This is a genomic window from Pseudomonas sp. GW821-FHT11G12, assembly GCF_058808055.1.
The window spans coordinates 52,011-70,415 of the sequence record NZ_JBXARH010000006.1 but is presented as its reverse complement, the minus strand read 5'-3'; the positions used below and the strand labels follow the sequence as shown (position 1 = coordinate 70,415).

Annotated in this window: 15 protein-coding genes and 2 pseudogenes; 7 read left to right on the top strand and 10 right to left on the bottom strand. The window is 55.8% G+C overall.

The window, feature by feature from the left end:
* The first annotated feature begins 196 nt into the window (after window positions 1–196).
* Complete coding sequence (locus AC1RR7_RS18835) at window positions 197–562, top strand: DUF6124 family protein (RefSeq protein WP_493158154.1); 366 nt, start codon at window positions 197–199, stop codon at window positions 560–562.
* 113 nt (window positions 563–675) lie between these two features.
* On the opposite strand, the gene AC1RR7_RS18830 is transcribed toward AC1RR7_RS18835, so the two are convergent.
* Window positions 676–1,254 (bottom strand): GNAT family N-acetyltransferase, encoded by a 579-nt coding sequence (locus AC1RR7_RS18830; RefSeq protein WP_493158270.1) that lies wholly within the window; start codon window positions 1,252–1,254, stop codon window positions 676–678.
* A gap of 156 nt (window positions 1,255–1,410) precedes the next feature.
* Between AC1RR7_RS18830 and rimJ the strand changes: the two genes are divergently transcribed.
* Together rimJ and AC1RR7_RS18820 are read left to right on the top strand one after the other, a co-directional pair.
* A complete protein-coding gene (gene rimJ, locus AC1RR7_RS18825) occupies window positions 1,411–1,998 on the top strand; it encodes a ribosomal protein S5-alanine N-acetyltransferase (RefSeq protein ID WP_493158153.1) in 588 nt (195 codons plus the stop codon).
* Window positions 1,999–2,028: 30 nt separating this feature from the next.
* Window positions 2,029–3,504 carry an ArnT family glycosyltransferase gene (locus AC1RR7_RS18820; protein WP_493158152.1) on the top strand — a complete coding sequence of 492 codons (1,476 nt, stop codon included), beginning with the start codon at window positions 2,029–2,031 and terminating at the stop codon, window positions 3,502–3,504.
* A 64-nt stretch (window positions 3,505–3,568) separates the two neighbouring features.
* Here AC1RR7_RS18820 and AC1RR7_RS18815 read toward each other — a convergent pair whose 3' ends face one another.
* Both AC1RR7_RS18815 and pmrG read right to left on the bottom strand, forming a co-directional pair.
* Complete coding sequence (locus AC1RR7_RS18815; protein ID WP_493158151.1) at window positions 3,569–4,390, bottom strand: phosphatase PAP2 family protein; 822 nt, start codon at window positions 4,388–4,390, stop codon at window positions 3,569–3,571.
* Window positions 4,387–5,058 (bottom strand): lipopolysaccharide core heptose(II)-phosphate phosphatase PmrG, encoded by a 672-nt coding sequence (gene pmrG, locus AC1RR7_RS18810; protein ID WP_493158150.1) that lies wholly within the window; start codon window positions 5,056–5,058, stop codon window positions 4,387–4,389. The genes AC1RR7_RS18815 and pmrG overlap by 4 nt, the downstream gene beginning before the upstream one ends.
* Before the next feature lie 253 nt (window positions 5,059–5,311).
* Between pmrG and AC1RR7_RS18805 the strand changes: the two are divergent.
* Both AC1RR7_RS18805 and AC1RR7_RS18800 read left to right on the top strand, forming a co-directional pair.
* Window positions 5,312–6,373 (top strand): annotated as a pseudogene (locus AC1RR7_RS18805) (methyl-accepting chemotaxis protein); the annotation flags it as partial.
* Window positions 6,368–7,231 carry a methyl-accepting chemotaxis protein gene (locus tag AC1RR7_RS18800; protein WP_371858302.1) on the top strand — a complete coding sequence of 288 codons (864 nt, stop codon included), beginning with the start codon at window positions 6,368–6,370 and terminating at the stop codon, window positions 7,229–7,231. The pseudogene AC1RR7_RS18805 and the gene AC1RR7_RS18800, both read left to right, overlap by 6 nt.
* A 68-nt stretch (window positions 7,232–7,299) precedes the next feature.
* On the opposite strand, the gene AC1RR7_RS18795 is transcribed toward AC1RR7_RS18800, so the two are convergent.
* Window positions 7,300–7,644 carry a tyrosine-type recombinase/integrase gene (locus tag AC1RR7_RS18795; RefSeq protein ID WP_493158269.1) on the bottom strand — a complete coding sequence of 115 codons (345 nt, stop codon included), beginning with the start codon at window positions 7,642–7,644 and terminating at the stop codon, window positions 7,300–7,302.
* A gap of 123 nt (window positions 7,645–7,767) precedes the next feature.
* Here AC1RR7_RS18795 and AC1RR7_RS18790 point away from each other — a divergent pair.
* A pseudogene (locus tag AC1RR7_RS18790) lies at window positions 7,768–8,135 on the top strand (SOS response-associated peptidase family protein); the annotation flags it as partial.
* Between the two features lie 39 nt (window positions 8,136–8,174).
* Here the strand turns inward: AC1RR7_RS18790 and AC1RR7_RS18785 are convergent.
* The 3 genes from AC1RR7_RS18785 to AC1RR7_RS18775 all read right to left on the bottom strand — a co-directional run bounded on the left by AC1RR7_RS18785 (window position 8,175) and on the right by AC1RR7_RS18775 (window position 12,060).
* A complete protein-coding gene (locus tag AC1RR7_RS18785) occupies window positions 8,175–9,149 on the bottom strand; it encodes a hypothetical protein (RefSeq protein ID WP_493158149.1) in 975 nt (324 codons plus the stop codon).
* A gap of 8 nt (window positions 9,150–9,157) precedes the next feature.
* On the bottom strand, window positions 9,158–10,003 hold the full coding sequence (locus AC1RR7_RS18780) for a reverse transcriptase domain-containing protein (protein WP_493158148.1): 846 nt from the start codon (window positions 10,001–10,003) through the stop codon (window positions 9,158–9,160).
* A gap of 632 nt (window positions 10,004–10,635) precedes the next feature.
* A complete protein-coding gene (locus tag AC1RR7_RS18775; RefSeq protein WP_493158147.1) occupies window positions 10,636–12,060 on the bottom strand; it encodes a hypothetical protein in 1,425 nt (474 codons plus the stop codon).
* 1,066 nt (window positions 12,061–13,126) lie between these two features.
* Here AC1RR7_RS18775 and AC1RR7_RS18770 point away from each other — a divergent pair.
* Entirely contained in the window at window positions 13,127–13,510 is a 384-nt protein-coding gene (locus tag AC1RR7_RS18770; RefSeq protein WP_493158146.1) for a DUF6124 family protein, read from the top strand.
* A gap of 110 nt (window positions 13,511–13,620) precedes the next feature.
* Here the strand turns inward: AC1RR7_RS18770 and AC1RR7_RS18765 are convergent, their stop codons facing one another.
* Genes AC1RR7_RS18765 through AC1RR7_RS18755 form a run of 3 tightly spaced genes read right to left on the bottom strand, consistent with a single transcriptional unit; the run spans window position 13,621 to window position 18,316 of the window.
* Entirely contained in the window at window positions 13,621–14,994 is a 1,374-nt protein-coding gene (locus tag AC1RR7_RS18765) for a DUF1329 domain-containing protein (protein ID WP_493158145.1), read from the bottom strand.
* A gap of 31 nt (window positions 14,995–15,025) precedes the next feature.
* Window positions 15,026–16,984 (bottom strand): DUF1302 domain-containing protein, encoded by a 1,959-nt coding sequence (locus tag AC1RR7_RS18760; protein ID WP_493158144.1) that lies wholly within the window; start codon window positions 16,982–16,984, stop codon window positions 15,026–15,028.
* Window positions 16,985–17,029: 45 nt separating this feature from the next.
* Window positions 17,030–18,316: a phospholipase gene (locus AC1RR7_RS18755; RefSeq protein WP_493158143.1), complete on the bottom strand. Its 1,287-nt coding sequence runs from the start codon at window positions 18,314–18,316 to the stop codon at window positions 17,030–17,032.
* Window positions 18,317–18,405: the final 89 nt, after the last annotated feature.

The following is an 18,405-nucleotide window of genomic DNA, read 5'->3' as shown; positions in this document are numbered from 1 at the left end:
GTGCAGCGCAGGCTGATGACCGACTGTGCCGCTAGCTCGATACGCCAGCGTCCTAGGAAATTTCCCTCAACCCGCGTCGACTTCCATGAACTAGTCCCCCCGCCCCCACCCGGTTACCCTCCACCCCTCGCAACAAACAGGTGAACGGCACTACCCCGCCGAAGCGCAAGGATCACCCCTCACATGGAGTCCGGTCATGAAAAAAGACACCCACGATCCATCCGAAAATTCCCCGACTACCGAGTCCAGGACAATCTCGACTTCCGAACGCCCCATCACCGTTGCCCGCAGGCGCAATTCCCGGCTCCTTCCGGTCGATCAGATCTTCAGCGTGCGTCCCGACGTCGACCTGATCACGCTGTTAACCCACGCCAGCCAGAATCTCGCGGCGCTCAATATGATGGCGCATGATCTTGTCCACCGACCGGATGAGGTGCAACGTGCGCGGATCGTCGCGATGCATCAGTTGGCGGGGTTGGCGGAGATGCTGGTCAGCAGCGCCTTGAGCAAGCTTGATCCGTTGCAGCAGGCGGCCGAGTCAAAGCCGGTTCTCTGCCACTGACCCTCTTGAAAGAGCTGAAATCAGGGGACCTGGCGTCTTGGGCGAAGGTGCAACGAGATGAATTTTTCTTCACAGCCCCTTCACCGCCAAAGCTGTAAAGTCCGCTCGCTCATTCAAGAAACTACGGTTCGCCCGCTCTCCTGCGGGCTTTTTTTTGTCCGGGATTTGGCGGCGAAGCGATACACATACGTGTCTTGCACACCGTGTTGCTCCGAATGCCGGGCCTGAAGATGAACCCTGATCAACAAGAACCCTGCAGCAGCGGCCAAATGCTGACTGCGCAGGTTGGCGGAAGACGTAGTCAGGTAAAACGTGGCATCGGGAAATCGACCCAGCACTTGAATCAGCGCGGCAGACATATAACCCTTACCCGAATGTTCAGTGTTGGCCCAATAACCAACAACGTAACGATTACGCCCCCGCGGTTTCAAGCCAATACAACCGATGATCGCCGCCCCGTCGGCAGCAACGATGAATAACCTGCGCTCGCCGGTTTCGCTGTCGAACTCATCACGGGCCTTGAGCAACGACTCCAGCGCCTGTTCCTCGGTCGTGTGCGCACGGGCCCAGGACAGAAACTCTGAATGCTCCGGGTAACTGACGTTCAACGCTCGCTGAAACGCAAGGTACAACGCCGGATCCGGGGATCTGACACGCAGTGACTCGCCCCCCGCCATTAACGCAAACTCCATCGCATCCTCCTTGAAAACGCCTTCGCGCAAGACAAGCCCATACCTGACTGTGCGGCGAACGGCGCAAATTTATAGAACGAATCAAACCACCCGCGATTTGTATTTTCCTGCCTGCCGGGCAATTCTGTTGATCAATCCCGAGACCCGGAGCGTCCGATGCCGCTGTTGACCCTGCCCTGCCAACGCCTGAAGCTCGCGGTGCTCGACCCGGATCAGGCGCCTCTGGAAAGCGATTTCTATCAACGCAACCTGCGCCATCTCGCCCCGTGGTCACCGATTCGTACCACCGATTATTTCTCCACCGAACAGATTCGCCGACGCCTTGAAGTGCAGGCCAGCGCTTTCGATGCCGGGCTGGCCGTGCACCTCGCGCTGCTGACTCCGGATGGCCAGCAGATGATCGGCGCGTGCAATTTCAGCGGGATCATTCGTGGTGCGTTCCAGGCGTGTTATCTGGGTTATCACATCGATGCAGCCCATCAGGGCCAGGGTCTGATGCAGGAAGCGCTGGAATCCGCCATCGCCTACATGTTCGAGGCCCAGAACCTGCACCGGATCATGGCCAACTACATTCCCGGCAACGAACGCAGTGCACGGTTGCTGGAACGGCTGGGTTTCGAGCGCGAGGGTTATGCCAAGGCTTACCTGAACATTGCCGGGCGCTGGCAGGATCATGTGCTGACGGCGCTGGTCAATCCGGCATTCGAAGCACCGGATCAGCGCTGGTCGCGGCGTCTTGCGTGAGTTTCACAATTTGTTAAGCATTGGCGAAGTATGCTCACGCCTCTCGCCCCTTCCGGTTATCTGAAACCTATGTCGTCGCGTGCCGCCACTTCACTGTTCCTGCTTGCCGCCCTGCTGTTTTTCTTCGCGCTGGGTAACCATCAATTGCAAGGCTCCACCGAGGCCCGCGTCGCCGGCATCGCCATGGAGATGCACCTGGACGATGACTGGGTGACGCCCCGTCTGTTCGGCGAACCGTTTCTGGAAAAACCGCCGCTGAGTCTGTGGCTGGACGCCGGCGCCATGCGCGTGTTCGGTGTTTCTCCGTGGGCGGTGCGACTGGCATCGGCGGTGGCCGGCCTGCTCAGCGTGATGATCCTGTACGGCATGTTGCGGCGCTTCGAACGGCCGAAAGCGATCGCGTGGACAGCGGGCATTCTGCTGGCGACCATGGCCAGTTACTGGAGCAACGTGCGCGGGGTCGGCGAGGATGCGTTGCTCGCACTCGGCGTAACCACGGCGCTGCTGGCGTTCTTCCAGGCGCAACGAGCATCGACGATAGGCAATTCGCTGCTGTTTGCCGTCGGAATTGCCATCGCCACGTTGAGTAAAGGTGTACTCGGACTGGCGATGCCGGGGGTGGTGATATTCGCTTATCTGCTGGCCGACAACCTGATGGACAAGCGCTTCAAACTGACCGAGTGGTTGCGTCCCGGTTTGCTGACAGCGCTCGGGCTGATTCCGCTGCTGATCTGGCTCGCGGTGCTCTATCAGCATGGCGGCGTCCAGGCAGTCAGAGAAGTCTTGCTGACCAACAGTCTCGGGCGTTTCAGCGGATCGTTCGTCGAAGCCGGGCACTATGAGCCGTTTTACTACTACATCGCCAAACTGCCCGAAGCGTTCCTGCCCTGGAACATTCTGGTGTACCTGGGGCTGTGGCACTTCCGTAAACAATTGAAGGCCAATCGTTACCTGCTGTTTTTCAGCCTGTGGATCGTTGCGCAGTTCATCATGCTGACCCTGGCGTCGAGTAAACGCACGGTGTACCTGATGTCGATGACGCCAGCGGCGGCGGTGATCGCGGCGGAATATGCAGCCGTACTGTTCGAGAGGCTGAAGGACCGTAACAGCGGGTTTGTCGGATGGATCGCCCGTCATCGTCAGGCGTTAGCGGCCGGCTTACTGACCGTGGTGATCGCCAGCTATCTCGGCGCCGCGCAATGGGCCCTGCCAAACGCAGACAAAGAATTGTCGTTCCTGCCACTGACCGAACACATCCAGTCGCTGCAAGCCAGCGGCCATCAGGTCGCGCTGTTCCAGGCCAACGAACGGGTCGGCGGCGCCAGCGTGTTCTATACCCAGAGCGTCCTCAAGGGCCTGGACACCGATGCGCAATTGAAGGATTTCCTCAGCGCCTCGCCTTCTAACATCGCAGTGATGTCAGGGGACAGCGAACCCGCCGCCCCGCTGAAAGTCCTCAAGACCATGATGGTCGGGCGCCAGGCGTACTACTTCGTAGGCTATTAATGCCGTGACGCACAAACGAAAAACCCGCCGATGATGGCGGGTTTTTCATTTCAGTGGCGACGCTTCAGAGAGAAACCTCAGGCTGTGTACTGAACACCTGTCGCTCACGCTTGCTCAACACCGGCAACTCCAGACGCGCCCGCCCATAAAACGCCAGAGCCGTCAGCAAACAGGCCAGCCAGACGAAGATCCCGGCCCAGAACGTGTGGGACATGTAGTGCCAGCCTTGCAGGACGCGTGTGGTGCCGTAGACGAAACCGAGCAACAGCGATCCCCACAACAAGGCGCTGGAGAAGCGCCACTGATAACGACGCGCGACAAAATACAGTGCCAGCATGGTGAACCCGCCGGACGCATGCCCACCCGGCCAGCAACGACCGTCACCGGCTTCATGGAACAGCTGGAAATTGCTGTACCACTCAATGTGAGCCATTTTGCCGCCGTACAGCGTCGTCTCGATCGGGCAGTAAACGCTGGTGTGGGCCTTGAGGAAGTGAATCACCCCGGTACACACCGCGAAGGCCACCACCACAAACAGAAAATCCCGGCGATGGTCAGCGGTAAAACGCAGCACCGGAGCCACTTTGCTGCGCTCCAGAAACCCGGCAAGGCCAGGGCGCTTCTGCGGATTGACCAACGGCCAGACCACCGACAGCATCGCGCCGACCAGCGCGATTTCAGCGGTCCAGTTCGGGATGATCCGCGCCCACTTGTGGGTCAGCTTTTCAAAGAAGTGAATCTTGTCGAGCGGGAAGGTATGGGTCAGCGGATCGAACAGCAGGTTGCTGAAGGCGATGTCGATGTGAGTCATGTCGAACATCAGGAACACCACCGCCGCACAAAACAGCGGGATGCCGAAGTTGTAAGCGTAAAAGCGAGAAGTCATCGGGTGGTCACCGTACGCCAGTCAGAGGCTTCGATGAAGCCGAGCATCTTTGGAGCCGCCAGGCTGGCAGCGGAAACGAACAGCGAAGAACCATAACCGAGGGTCGAGGCCGGCACCCTGAGATCTTTTTCCAGCTGCGCCATGCACTCGCTGTGGGTAACCAGAATCAGGTTACGCCCCGGGACCTTGTGCGCGAGCGCGTCCTGCAACATGCGACCCTTGCAACTGATCAGCCAGTCTTCGCCGGCCGTCGCCCGGTTGAACATGTAACCGGCGGTCTGCACGGTGCGGGTCATCGGGCTGTTATAGATGTCGGCGTTGTTCAGGCCCAGGCGCTCGAATTGCGCACCGACAGCAACCGCGACACTGCGCGAACGGTCGGTGATGCCGTCATTGCCGCTCAGGCACGGCGCCGGGGAGTGATCGCAGCGCTCGACATGGCGCACCAGCACGATCATGTCGCCCTTGGCCCAGCCGGTCGCCAACGCCTGCGCGCCGGCGACATTGCCGTGGGCGAGGTCAGGCACCGCCGCCGGGGCGAGCAGCCACAGGGTCAGCGGAATCACCAGTGCCGACACGGCCAGAACAACCCCGGCGTTTCGAAAGCGGGCCAAACCACTCAGATCGATCGAGCGTTTGACGCCGAACAGACTCAGTCTCAATTCCACAAAAATTCGCCTCGCCAGCCTATATCACTGTCATTTGATGCGGCGAAGGTACAGACGCCCCCGTGGGCAGCCAGTGAAAGTCATGTGAAAAAAGTCTTGGGATCCCTTGTTACAAATTCCGTCGGACAAAATCCTTTCAGCTCCAGGATTTGCGGCCGATACAGTCCTGCTAACACCCTTGCTGGCTCAAAAAAACAACAATCTTCCAGCCTAACCGACGATCAAGAAGCACAACGTTTCTGGAGGAATTGTGATGAATAGCTGGTTCGGCAACATCAGCGTGAACCTCAAACTGGGGCTGGGATTCGGTCTCGTCCTGGCCCTGACCTGCATTCTGGCCCTGACGGGCTGGACCAGCCTGGGCGGCCTGATTGACCGCAGCAACTGGATGAGCGACATCACCCAGCTCAACTCTGGCCTGACCAAGCTGCGCGTGGTGCGCCTGCAATACATGCTGACCAACGGCGATGAAACCGCCGCGCAGAACGTGCAGACCACCCTCGACGGTTTCGCTGCGCAACAGCAAGCGTTGATCGGCAAGTTCAAGAGCCCGGAAAACGTCAAGTTGCTCAAGGCGCAGGCGGCGACCATCGCCGAATACCAGACGTCCCTGAACAAGATGCGCAACGCCTACCGCACCGGCAACACGGCGCGCGACACCATGAGCGCCAATGCCGAGACCGCGTACAACCTGATCGAATCGATCAGCACCCGCGTCCAGCAGATGGCCATGAGCGAACAGCGTTTCGAGCAGTTCCAGGCCATTACCGCCGCCAAGGAAGCCTTCATCCTGGCGCGCTACGAAGTGCGCGGCTACACCGCCACCACCAACGCCGAGACCGAGCAGAAAGCCGTCGGTCAGTTGGACGTGGCCATCGCCAGCCTCAAGCAACTGAACGCGCATTTCGCCGACACCCAGCAAGACGCCCTGCGTCAGCTGGAAACCGCACTGACCAACTACCGCAGCGCGTTGCAGGCTTACAAGAATGCCAACACCGATGCGGTGCAGGCACGCAAGGAAATGACCGATCAGGGCGCTACCATCGTGACCCTGAGCGAGCAGATGTATCAGATCCAGCTCGACCGTCGTGACATGGAAAGCGCTCAGGCCCGCACCCTGCAACTGATCAGCACCCTGCTGGCGTTGCTGGTGGGCGTCATCGCTGCCTTCATCATCACCCGTCAGATCACCCGTCCGTTGCAGGAAACCATGGCGGTGGTGGAACGCATCGCCAGCGGCGACCTGAGCCACAACGTGATCGTCACCCGCCGCGACGAGCTCGGCGTGCTGCAACAAGGCATCGCACGCATGGGCGTGACCCTGCGCGACCTGATCAGCGGCATCCGCGACGGCGTGACCCAGATCGCCAGCGCTGCCGAAGAACTGTCGGCCGTCACCGAACAGACCAGCGCCGGCGTCAACAGCCAGAAGATCGAGACCGATCAGGTGGCCACCGCCATGCACGAGATGACTGCCACCGTGCAGGAAGTCGCGCGCAACGCCGAAGAAGCTTCGCAAGCCGCGGCCGCCGCTGACGGCGAAGCCCGCGAAGGCGACAAGGTGGTGAACGAAGCCATCGCCCAGATCGAGCGTCTGGCCAGCGAAGTGGTGCGTTCCACCGAAGCCATGAGCGTGCTGCAACAGGAAAGCGACAAGATCGGCAGCGTCATGGACGTGATCAAGGCCGTGGCCGAACAGACCAACCTGCTGGCCCTCAACGCCGCCATCGAAGCCGCCCGTGCCGGTGAAGCCGGTCGTGGTTTTGCCGTGGTCGCCGACGAAGTCCGTGGCCTGGCCCAGCGCACACAGAAATCCACCGAGGAAATCGAAGGCCTGGTAGCCGGTCTGCAAAACGGCACTCAGCAAGTTTCGGCCGTGATGAACAACAGCCGCGCCCTGACCGACAGCAGCGTCGCCCTGACCCGCAAGGCCGGCTCGTCCCTGGAAAATATCACCCGTACGGTGTCGAACATCCAGTCGATGAACCAACAGATCGCCGCAGCCGCCGAACAGCAAAGCGCCGTGGCCGAAGAAATCAGCCGCAGCATCATCAACGTCCGTGACGTGTCGGAACAGACGGCGGCGGCGAGTGATGAGACCGCCAAGTCCAGCGTTGAACTGGCGCGGTTGGGCGGGCAGTTGCAGCAGATGGTGAGCCACTTCCGCGTCTGACCCTAAAACACTTCAAAAATCAGCTACAAGCCTTAAAAGCAGAGGCTTGTAGCTCATTCATCAAGCACTCAATCGCTTCCCTTCCTCATCCCATCCGTCCCAAGCTGTCCACACTCGCCAGCAATTGGGTTCAAATTGACAACCTGCGCAAGATGCCCAGGACTGAAATGCGCATAGCGCATCGTCATCTCCAAAGTCGCATGTCCCCGCCCCCGTTGCAGAGTCAGAATATCGCCGCCATTCAGCATGTAATGACTTGCAAACGTATGTCGTAGTGCGTGGGTCATTTGACTCTTCGGCAACTTCAAATCCAGCTCCTCCGTGATACGCCCAAACGACTTATATGTCTTGCCGTCTGCCGTGAATGGCAGAGCTCGAATCAATCGCTTCTCAAGCAGTGCAGAGATCGGCACCGTGCGATTTCTGGATGATTTGGTACGTGCGAAAAACACTCGCCCATCGCGTACTTGATTACGACTGAGACCAGCCGCCTTCGTTCAATGAGCTCCTGTGGCCAAACAAACGATTCAAACACTATGTGCGGAAGTTATTCGATCTACGAGTCAATGGACCACTACCTAAAGGAACTCGCCCCTCAGCAGTTGGTAATCAACGGATACGACCTGTGGGCCATTGATCGATACAACTACGCGCCGATCACTCGGGTAGAAATCATCCGGCCCGTCGAGGGTGGTCTTAGCATCGATAAGGTGCGCTGGGGATGGTCGCCGTTCTGCGCAAAGGTCAAGCGGCCTGACCCGATCAATGCGCGGGTGGAAACCGTGACCAGTGGGAAGTTGCTCAAACAGTTATGGCCGAATGGTCGAGCGATCGTGCCGGATAATAGCTGGTTTAGTGGGTCAAGGATCCGGATGACCCAACGAAGAACAAGAAACAAGTGTATAAAAACACAAAAACAGTGAAATTATAAAAATCGCTCTAGCTATTTTATTTTGTCGTAGTGATCTAAACACTGAACAATTCGGTCAAGCAGTATCTTGAAACCTGAAAAGTCTATACTGCCTTTTTTCGCCAAGACTACTTTTTTGGCAAAAACTTCCTTACCGTACTGAGTGTCTGTATCAATGTTGTTAGCTGGTTTGAATTTCTTTCCACCGACCTCTTCATCTAGCGTTGCCTGAGTGAAAAAATTTTCGATCGCCGTGTCGGCGCCTACTGCATCACGAGGAGTTAATACAACATACAGATTTCTAATAACGTGTATAAAATCAGCTTTCCGATACTCATCCTTACCGGATGTAGCACTGAATGCCTCCGCTTTCTTCCTGGTTAGCAAACCATTAATTTCACCAAACCCGGTATCATTATCCAAAACAATAACAACTGGATGCTGTGGTTTAGGAGCTTTATAATAACCACATTGAGAATCAAAGTTCTCAATGAACGACTTGAGATATGAAGTTCCACCATACAGCTGAAGCAAAAATCTGGTACGTTCCGTATAATTATAAAAAGAAACCAGCAACTGATAAGCGGTAGTAGTTGTCTTAGGCTTAGCTAACTTTGGATAATCAGACACAAGCATATTAATCGCCGACTTCAGATAAACATTATCTGTTTTACCCTCGCAGAGAATAGTCGGCTTTTCATTTCCATAAAACGCACGATAGTATAAAAACCTGCTAAACGTAGTTTCTCTACCGCTAAGCAACTCGCGAGTATTCATACCATGTTTTGACAGCGCGTACTCCGGATTTAGCGCAGGCTTTTGACGAAGACGATTATAGTAATCGACCTGATCAATAAAATTCAACCTACCTTCCAGCTCATTAATATTACCGGCAACTATCTCATCGTTAACTTTCGCAACAAAGCCACCGCTTTTGAATAATAGATGGCATTGAGATCTTACTGTACGCCAATACTCGCACTTGACATTTGGCTTCTTATTGACCACAAGCCCAGTTACGTCTTGACGAGAAGAATTATACTGAATACGAGTTTTTTCGAGTTCAGACTAAAACCCGCCTTGGCGATCTCGTGCGTCAATTGGCTTCCGGCAGTATAACTTCCGCTATCCTCGCTCATAATCTGAGAGGGGAAAATTTTCTCGCGCGTCGAAAATGTAATGTCATCGGCATATCTAGAGTACGTACAAGAATACTCGAATGCCAACTTTGCAAGACTAATATCCAGAGCATGAGTAATAAGGTTGGTTATTACAGGAGAACTAGGACTTCCCTGCGGGAGCTTATTATCATAACAAGAAATCTGGGCAATTACAGTTGCAACATTCGGATCTAGCTGAAAATGTCTATTTGATATGAAAAACCCTCTGACCCGCCCAAAATTGAAACTGTCAAAAAAGTTTTGCAGATCCACATTAAGAACGTTCTTCCTATGCAGATGCATCATTGCATTGGTAATAATTGATCGATTACGGACAAATCCGTGCGAAAGCGTAGGCGTGAATAAATATGCTAAAGGCTTTGGTTTCTTACTATCTAGCAGCTTTTCTTTTTTTCCTTTAACAAAGCGATCCAGATGTGGCTTTCCAGGTTTTGATTTATTTATGTCGTCTATACAATCCAGAAGGAGATCTGATAAGGAAGACTGTATAACCTTTAGTCGATCCGATGGTGAGTGAATAGTACGCTCACCACCACTTTTTTTAGGGATTTTGAAGGAGACATATTGCGTAGCTGGTTTCAGCACATATAAGACGTATGTGAGCTCAGATGCCCTTACGCCTAAAAGTCGAGCAAGCTCAGGCTTTGTCCGTACAGCTCGAAGAGCGTCGATTTTTCTCATATTGGGCACTGAGCTGAGTAAAAAGGGTGGCTTATGGGCACTCCTTCGCAAACTTGGAGGGACTCTGAAGCAGAGAGGAGCCTCATAGGAGCAGTCTTTCGGACATTGTTACCACTGATCGCGATCCGCGATCCAAAAATCTGCCCATAAGCCGAGCGCAAAAGCTATCGTATTGCCATCACTTTCGCAAGCACCAAAAAATCCAAAAAAACGCGACGCTCGTGAGCCGATCAGAAAGCGGAAAGCACTTTCCCCCCTCCCGCCGGCGGGCTTCACCTCCGCGTTTTTTTGCAATCGCATCAGTGATACAAACCGTTTGGGCAAGCAGGCCCGTCAAGGGACTGTGCAGGGGTGATAATTTCAATCTGTGAAGCCTTTTGCAAGGTTTTGCAACTTAGTTTCAAAAGCGGCAGAAAGCAGGAACGAATAGCTATATGAGCTACATGCCCAGCTTTGCTAACGCGAACTGAAAAAGCACGAAAAACTGAATATTTACTAAGTAGCATCCTACTATTTGAAAGAATCTTCATTCAGCCTGAAAGTTGGAACCCTTCTTTATACAAGGGTTTGGAGTTCACACCGATTGCCTATCACTTCCATGGAACCTCGCGAATTCTTCGCCCATTCTGTTGTCAGTCACTTTCTACGATTGGTTCGCGCAGATCCCTCACAGGATGACCAAATGTATAGTAGTCAATGTATTTTTCGCTCCCGCCAGTTAGTTTAACAATAATCCTGCCGAGGATGATTCTAAGTATTTTTGTGGAACGAATACTTTCGATTACAGACAACTCTTCATTTCCGTGCGCAGCATTATTGCGTTTATCCCACGCACCATTTTCAAGAACCCCAAGTGTAAGCCCAAGTGAACTATAGAAACGCTCCGCCAAAGTTCGTTGCGGTGCCATATTGCCATTCTGTATTTTTTTAAGAAAAAGATCCTTCGCTTCAGGAGGGATACCTTGCTTCTGAAGATACTTCGCCAGTACTTTCATTGAACGCCTATATTGGGCTTTTTCGATAATAGTGTGACTAATCTTTGAGTTATTTCTTTCAATTTCTCGTTTTTGAATTGTTTCTATCATTGCACCGTAATAAGCAGCCTTCATGTAAGGTGGCGAAACTTCTGCATACCATAGCCGAAAAATAAATTTCTGCAGATCAAGAAGCTCATAGTTTTTATAAAATCCCGCGGCCATCTTTTGAAGGAGGGAGCTATCTAATAAATTCGTACCATTGGAAGTGATGGGCGAGAATGGCTGAGACACTATATCCCATGCTCTACCGCTGATGGTTGAAGGGGTCACCGCCTCGAAACCTATAACCCCTCCTTGTTCTGTGAAGAATTTAGAACCGAAATAAACTAAGGGCAATCCAAATGCGAAAGATAGACTTGCCCGAATTTTTTCTCTGGTTGCTTTGTCTGGATGACCACTGTAATAAATGTATCCAGGTCGGTTTGCAAGAGGAATGAATGAGTCTTTAACTGAACAAATAATAACGGTATGCTCGTCGAAATTAAATCTAGCGCACGCGGTGGTTAAGCTGGTGTTGCTTGGGAGGGAGGTTTTTATGTTTATCTCAGGCTGTCCCGGGAAAGTAATTTCATGCTCGCCTGTTTTTTTACTTTCAGAACGATGACACCAGATATAGTGTTCTGGTAGGTTTGCAACTTGATCAATTGTATAGTTCACTTCAGAGCCGGAGCTTGCATACTCAATTTCTGCGATACTATATGTTGCTGTAGTGGCTGTATCTTGGTTTGGGCTAAGAGTCTTTATGCTAACATTTGTTTGAGAATAGCTTCGTATTATTCCAGCCCCCACATAACCGGATATAGCGACGCTATTGTCTAAGCGATAAACGAGGCCGAGAGGAATTTGCTTTCTTTCGGGACGATCATTCGCGTGCGATCGCGCAACCATTTGGATGCTGAAGTTTTCACCCCTTATTATTTCGAGTTCATTTATTTGTTTTGGAAGGTCTTCGCCTTCACCCAAAATGATACCGAATTTGCGGGAGAAACCCTCCAGTGAGTCGCTGTTCCAAATTTCCATAATCTTTTTGTACCTACCGTTATCCATAGCGAATAACAGCATAATTTACATTCTGCGATCTTCGTAGGATAGGTCATCGGTGCAAAAGGCTAACGATCAAGCTTTCACACGCTGGGCGCCCTCGAAAATTTAGAAGTGTTTAGACGAATGAGTAATTTTCTAACCTTTCTATTACTCAATTATTACTGTTAAAAAGTAGCTGTAAGCACTTGATTTCGGTGGCTTTTTAGAGTGACAAGAAAGGACATTACCAAAATTTACTTTTCCCCGTGGGTCAACCAAAAACAGGGGTGTTGCTGGGGAGGGGATACTGACCGGCGCTTCCGCGCAAATTGAGTAACTGTCACCAGTCTTGTCTGACGCTACCTCGATACCGCTGTAGGCCTTGAAGATTGTGGAGCGAGTGAAGCGAATCGAACCCTCGCTTTCAGCTTGGGAAGCTCAATGACCCCAAGGAGAACTAGCGTCCACAAAGTGTCCACACCCAATGAATACAGATTCGGAACATAAAGGAAATCGCTTCGGGAAACCTTTGATTCCCGTGTGAACCCCGAGACGATGGGGCATCGGAGATAATGGTGAGCCATTTCCGCGTGTAAACCCTGCACACGAAAGCCGATGTACAAAGAAGGGCAGCTGAAAAGCTGCCCTTCTTTTTTGCCCTGAAATTGCCAACTTCAGAAACTGGATGACGAGTTCTGAAACGCAATTACACACGGTTGGTCATGGGTGTTTAAGGACACGCGGTGATACGTCCCGAAGCCCACAAAACCTTGCGCCGTTGCCTACGGCTACGCCAGAATCCGCCGGCTTGTGCGCCTTGGTCTGGCTGCGTAGTTTGATTGCGTCACTGATTTCCAGTGACCGGGCTTAGCGGCTCGGCAAGCATTTCACGGTTGTACAAGTACGATCCAGTCAGGCACTCGCCTGCACTTGATGGTGGCTGTGCGCATGGCATCTTCGGATGCGCCGGGTTGAGATGCTTACCGGACCGCTAACTTGCGCACAGCTGCCTCCCTTTTGCTTAGCGGTAAAATGGACGCGGCCTCATCCGAGGTAAGCATCAATGTTCAAGGTAACGCCAAACCCACCGCTCACCGAACCCACAATCATCCCTGATCCGGCATCCCCCTACGAATGCCCCGGCTCGAAACGCTTCAACGAAGCCGCCGAACGCGCCCTCGATTATCACCTGGGCCCACTCAGCGCCCACATCATGGCCGCGCCCTACAGACCCAACACCCTCTATCAGGCTCACCCCGAAGCCGACACCGAATCCCTGCTGGTGGACGCCAGCGAATCCCTCGGCTCCGCCACCGTCATGCTCAACAATCATGTGGCACTGGTCGAGGGCAGCCACCGCAAAACCCTGCAAGGCATCGCCCAAATCGTGATGATCGCTGAAATGGCCGTTAACCGAGCGCTGGACAAGGTCGTGCCGACGGACTGATGCGGGAGGTGGCGAGTGCGGTGCACTCGCCATTTTTTTGCTGATCCGAAAACCATCCCTCCCTCTTCCACAGTGTGGTGAGGGAAGGAAATGCAGCTAGGTCAAATCACTCACCGCGTCCCCCGCTGCCGCAACGCCGACGGCATGAAATACGAATCCTCCGGCACCGGTTGCGAGAAGTCGACGGTCGAGGCCTCTTCGTTATCCAGGTTCTGCACGTAGTACCGACGGGCCTGCAAGTCGTGGAAGACGTCGAGTGCGCTCCAGGTGGTTGGCAAGTCGTAGAAGTTTTTCAGGTAGGCCATCGACACGCGCCACAGCTCTCCTCGCCCGTCGTATTGATCCACCAGGGCGGCGCCCCAGCTGTCTTCGTCGAGGAACAGCACGCGTTTGGAATAGATATGCCGAGCCCCTGGCTTGAGTGTGCCTTCGACCACCCAGACCCGGTGCAGCTCGTAGCGGGTGTATTGCGGGTTGAGGTGGCCGGGGGTGAGCAGTTGGGCGTATTTCACGTCGGGGCTGCCGACTTTGTAGTTGTTGTAGGGGATGTAGATTTCCTGTTTGCCTTTGAGCTTCCAGTCGAAGCGGTCCGGTGAGCCGTTGAACAGGTCGGTGTCGTCTGCGGTGCGCAGGCCATCGGAGGAGGCGATCGGCGTGTCGTAGGCGAGGTTCGGTGCGCGGCGGACGCGGCGTTGGCCGGCGTCATAGATCCAGGCCTGGCGGGCGTCCTTGAGCTGGTCCAGTGTCTCGTGCACCAGCGCGGCACCACCGGCGAGGCGCGCCGGGCTTTTCACGAAGGCGAGGTAGTAGAACAGGATGTTTTTCAGGTCGGCGAACTGGCCGCCCGGGCGGTAGTAGTTGAAGAAACCTTCCTGCTGCGAAGTCACCAGCGCGAAGCTGCCGTTGCGCTGCACCGGCGCTTCGGAGGCGCGGCGGACCACGTAGATGCCGCGATAGCGGGTGATGTGATTCCACAGCACTTCGACCCCGTCCTTGGGCACCGGAAACGGCACGCCGCCGTAGGCATCAGCGAACCCGCTGCCGCCCTCCAGCAGTTTGGCCGAGGTCGCATTCTTCAGGGTGTTGTCATACAGCCACTGCGGAGCCGAACCGGATCGGCGCGAGGGGTAGACCGGCATCTGGAAGGTGTCAGGGTAGCTGTTGAACAGGGCGATCTGACCGGGGCTGAGATGCGCCTTGTACTGGTCGAGGTTGGCCTTGGTGATGGTGAACAGCGGTTTGTCCGCCGCGTACGGATCGGGGTGATGCTGGCCGGGCTTGTAGCCGGTCGGCGCCTGGGTGATGCCGCCAGTCCAGGCCGGGATGGTGCCGGCAGCGTTGCCGGCGCGCTCGGCGCCCATGGGGGTCAGCGAGGTTTTCAGTTGTTCGGCTTGCTGGGGCGAGATGGCGGCCAGCGTACTTGCAGCGGTCAAACTCAAAAGCAACGCCAGTGTGGTCTTGGTCAGTCGTGATGCAGGAAACATGTTCGTTCTCCGAATTCAAAAACCTGTGGGCTCACAAGAAATACTTGAGGTTGAAACCGACGTTGTCGCGGTCGCGAATACCGTTGTTCTGCCCGCCGCCCCAGAACTCGGTGTATTGCAGTTCGGCTTCGAGCTTGTTCTGGTAGTTGGCCTTGACCCCCAGCGTGTAGGCCTTGCGACCCTCGATGGCATTGCCGGCCTGGTAGCTGTTGCCCTTGAAGTCGTCCTTGTAGACGACGTAGGGCGAGACGTTGATCCCGGCGTACACGTCGTTCCAGGTACCGTTGAACATCACCGTGTAGCTGTAGGAATTGCGGTTGACCTGATCGTCGCGATCACCGCCGGACACGTACGAAGTGTTGCCGGTGCCGGCGTAGTAACGGGTGCTGCCGTCGTAGGCGGTGTATTGCAGGCTGCTGCCGCGCAGGTGCTCGGAGGCCAGTTCGAAGATGCCGAACATCGAGTCGAACGACAGCGTCGGACCGAAGTTGTAGATGCTGCCCAGCGAGGTGTTGAACGCTTCCACCCGCTCGGCGTTGTTGATCTGGCTGTCGAGGGTGACCATTTGCCCGCCGACGTTGATGGTCTTGCCGGACACTGCTGCGGCAGCACCGTTGGCCAGATCGCCGATCAGGTCGTTGGTGGCTGCGACGCCGATGGGCAGGTTCGGTCGATAGGCCACTTCACCGAACACCGAGGCATTGCCCAGCGTGGTGTTGAAGCTGAAACCGTACATGCGGATATCTTCGGCATACCGCCGATGGGCCTGGATGTTGCCCATCACATCGGCAGTTGCCAGCCCGTTGGCGAGGGCCCCGGCCTGACTGCCGGCGACGCTGGAGAGCATGTTGGTCAGGGCATTCATGTCGATGCCCTTGTAGCCACCGAGGTCGGCGGCGATGGTCGGTTCCTTGGCGTGGTAGTTGACCATGTACAAGCCGAATTCGGTGCTGTTGAGCTCTTCGGCGATGTAGCGAAAGGCGAAGCCGAACTGACCGTCGTTGCGCGCGTTGTAGTCCTTGCCGATCGACGCCACCTTGAGGGTGTTGCCGTAGGCCGGGGTCACGCCGTTGGCGTAGAGGCCGGTGGACTTCAGCGCCGGGCCGAGCAACGGGTTGTTGCCCAGTGCGCTGTAGAGGCCGATGACGTTTCCGAACCCCGGCACCGGCGTATCGAGGGCGGTGCCGCTGAAGTTGTTGTAGGCCGTGTTGCCGCCGTCGGCGAACAGGTCGGTCTGCGAATAGAACGTGCCGACCGGATCGATGCGGGTTTCTTTCCAGTTGGTCTGGTAGAAGCTCTCCATCGTCAGGCTGTCGGTCAGGCCGATGTTGAAGCTGACCGCCTCTACGGGCATCAGCACTTCCTTGACCTCGGCGCCGGGCAAGCGGTACTTGGCGGCGTCCACCGGGTTGGTGGTGTTGATCCCGCCGCGATAGAAAATCCCCTCGCCCCAGTTGAATACCTGACGCCCCACCCGCGCCGTGACAGGCATTTGCGCAACGTCCCAACTGCCGTGGACATAGGCGTCGAGCATCTCGATCCGGCTGCCGGCGATGTCGCGGGTCTGGCTGGTGAAACGGTCGTCCTGGGGATAACTCTGGCTCGGCTGCGACGGGCTGTTGTTGTGGTAGTAGTCGTTGCGCTTGTCCATCAACTGGGTGTCGTAGAACGCGGTGCCGCGCAGGAACATCCCGTAGTTCTGGTAGTTGGCTTCCAGCTCCGAGGTGATCTTGTACACCTCGGAAACCAGCCCGGTGTCGAAGTTGCGATTGCCGTCGTTGGTGTTGACGTCATCGTTGTTCTTGTCCCGGCCCTGCACCCGCCACAAGCGGCCATAGGACAAGGTCGTGTCGAGCGAGCCGGTGACCTGATTGTCCAGCACGCTGAACTCGGCGGCCTGCACCGCGTCGACTGCGCAGAGTTGCAGCAGCCCTGCCAAACCGACACCGGGGAGCGCTACGCCAGACAGGCGCAATCGAGTGTTGATCATCTGTTCCTCCTTCCCTGTTCTTATTGTTGTGTGTTGCCGCGATGCTTATGGCGCCAGCCCCGCACGGACATAAATCCGGCTGTGGGCGCCGAAATGGCCGAGCAATTTGAGCAATTGCCGATTGAGTTCCGGGTGCTCGAAGGTCTCGCGCTGCAACTGATTGCCCGCGCTGAAATCGCTGGTGACCGGCGCCGTTTCCAGCCACTGGCCGATGGCTTCATCGAAGGCGGCGGAGTCGTCGACGGACTCGGCACTCACCACTTCACGCAGATAGTCCACGGAGTACGGCGGGTAATGCGCGTCCCCGGTGGCATCGGCGTAGGCGTCGAGCATCGGATGTGGCTGACCGGCACGCAGCACGCGGCGCAGCCAGGTCGACTGGTATTTCTCGACTTCCATGTGGCGGGTCGCGACCCGTTCGATGGACGCCTGTTTGTCGTCTGTAAAACCCGCCAGCGCCTTGCCCTCCAGCAGCAGAAGACTTGGCAGCTCGACGCCGGGCAGCGGCTTGGCGTGATACGGCTGGGTCAGGTCCTGAACGTGGTGCAGGCCCCAACCGAGAAAGCGATAACCCCAGTAAGGATGGCCGCTGGCAAACGCCAGTCGCGCCAGCCCCATGTATTGATACGCGCGCCAGTCCGGCCAGCTGCGCTCAAGAAATCCGGCAGCCGCATACACCACTGGGCTCTCATGAAAAAAGCCCATGTGGAACGGTGCCTGGGAGCTGTACTGGAAGCGCGCATCGCCAAACGGCTGCGGGCCGAAGCCGTACAACGCGGCGACTTCACCGGGGTTGTCGCTGAACAGATTGATGTCGTGCCCGTAATCCGGCTCATCGGCGGCACTGGCCAGCACGGCCAGGGGTGCGACTTTTTCGTGATCGGCCACGCGAATGAAACGCTGGCGATTCCACGGTGAAAGCGTCTGCTCGACCATGACCTGATCGGCCTGCAGATGCTCGCGCTCCGGCAGGTCTTTGCCCGGCAGCGGCTGGATGACCATCGCCAGATGAATCTGCGGATTGATCCGCAGCGCGGTGAGGAAGTCGTGGCGCAGATTGTCGCTCGGCTCGACGGGCAACTTGAGGTTGTCGGGGCGCGGCGGGTATTGCTTGAAGTGTTCGCGGGCGAAGCCTTCCTGCTCATCGAGCAACGCGACGATGGCCGGGTATTGCTCGGAGAGAAACTGCTCCAGCGGTTCAACCTCGACGGGCGGCGCATCGCGCAACGCCGGCAGGTCCTGCAACGCCAGGTAGCTGCCTACCGTATGATTCGACCAGCCCCACGCCGTCGGGGCTATTGCGCAAAGCAGCAGGAGGGAGATCAGCTTCATTGCTTCTGGTTCTTGTTATGTGTGCCGTGGGGATCGAGCCTAACAACCGACCCCGCCCCTGACACTGTCCGATCTCACCAGAAAAGTTC

Bases quoted from the DNA above. Each gene is read 5' to 3' on its own strand.
- AC1RR7_RS18770 (WP_493158146.1), top strand. From the start codon at position 13,127: ATGTTCAAGGTAACGCCAAACCCACCGCTCACCGAACCCACAATCATC.
- AC1RR7_RS18835 (WP_493158154.1), top strand. From the start codon at position 197: ATGAAAAAAGACACCCACGATCCATCCGAAAATTCCCCGACTACCGAG.
- rimJ (WP_493158153.1), top strand. From the start codon at position 1,411: ATGCCGCTGTTGACCCTGCCCTGCCAACGCCTGAAGCTCGCGGTGCTC.
- AC1RR7_RS18815 (WP_493158151.1), bottom strand. From the start codon at position 4,390: ATGACTTCTCGCTTTTACGCTTACAACTTCGGCATCCCGCTGTTTTGT.
- AC1RR7_RS18765 (WP_493158145.1), bottom strand. From the start codon at position 14,994: ATGTTTCCTGCATCACGACTGACCAAGACCACACTGGCGTTGCTTTTG.
- AC1RR7_RS18820 (WP_493158152.1), top strand. From the start codon at position 2,029: ATGCTCACGCCTCTCGCCCCTTCCGGTTATCTGAAACCTATGTCGTCG.
- AC1RR7_RS18800 (WP_371858302.1), top strand. From the start codon at position 6,368: ATGGGCGTGACCCTGCGCGACCTGATCAGCGGCATCCGCGACGGCGTG.
- AC1RR7_RS18775 (WP_493158147.1), bottom strand. From the start codon at position 12,060: ATGGAAATTTGGAACAGCGACTCACTGGAGGGTTTCTCCCGCAAATTC.
- AC1RR7_RS18760 (WP_493158144.1), bottom strand. From the start codon at position 16,984: ATGATCAACACTCGATTGCGCCTGTCTGGCGTAGCGCTCCCCGGTGTC.
- AC1RR7_RS18830 (WP_493158270.1), bottom strand. From the start codon at position 1,254: ATGGAGTTTGCGTTAATGGCGGGGGGCGAGTCACTGCGTGTCAGATCC.
- AC1RR7_RS18755 (WP_493158143.1), bottom strand. From the start codon at position 18,316: ATGAAGCTGATCTCCCTCCTGCTGCTTTGCGCAATAGCCCCGACGGCG.
- AC1RR7_RS18780 (WP_493158148.1), bottom strand. From the start codon at position 10,003: ATGAGAAAAATCGACGCTCTTCGAGCTGTACGGACAAAGCCTGAGCTT.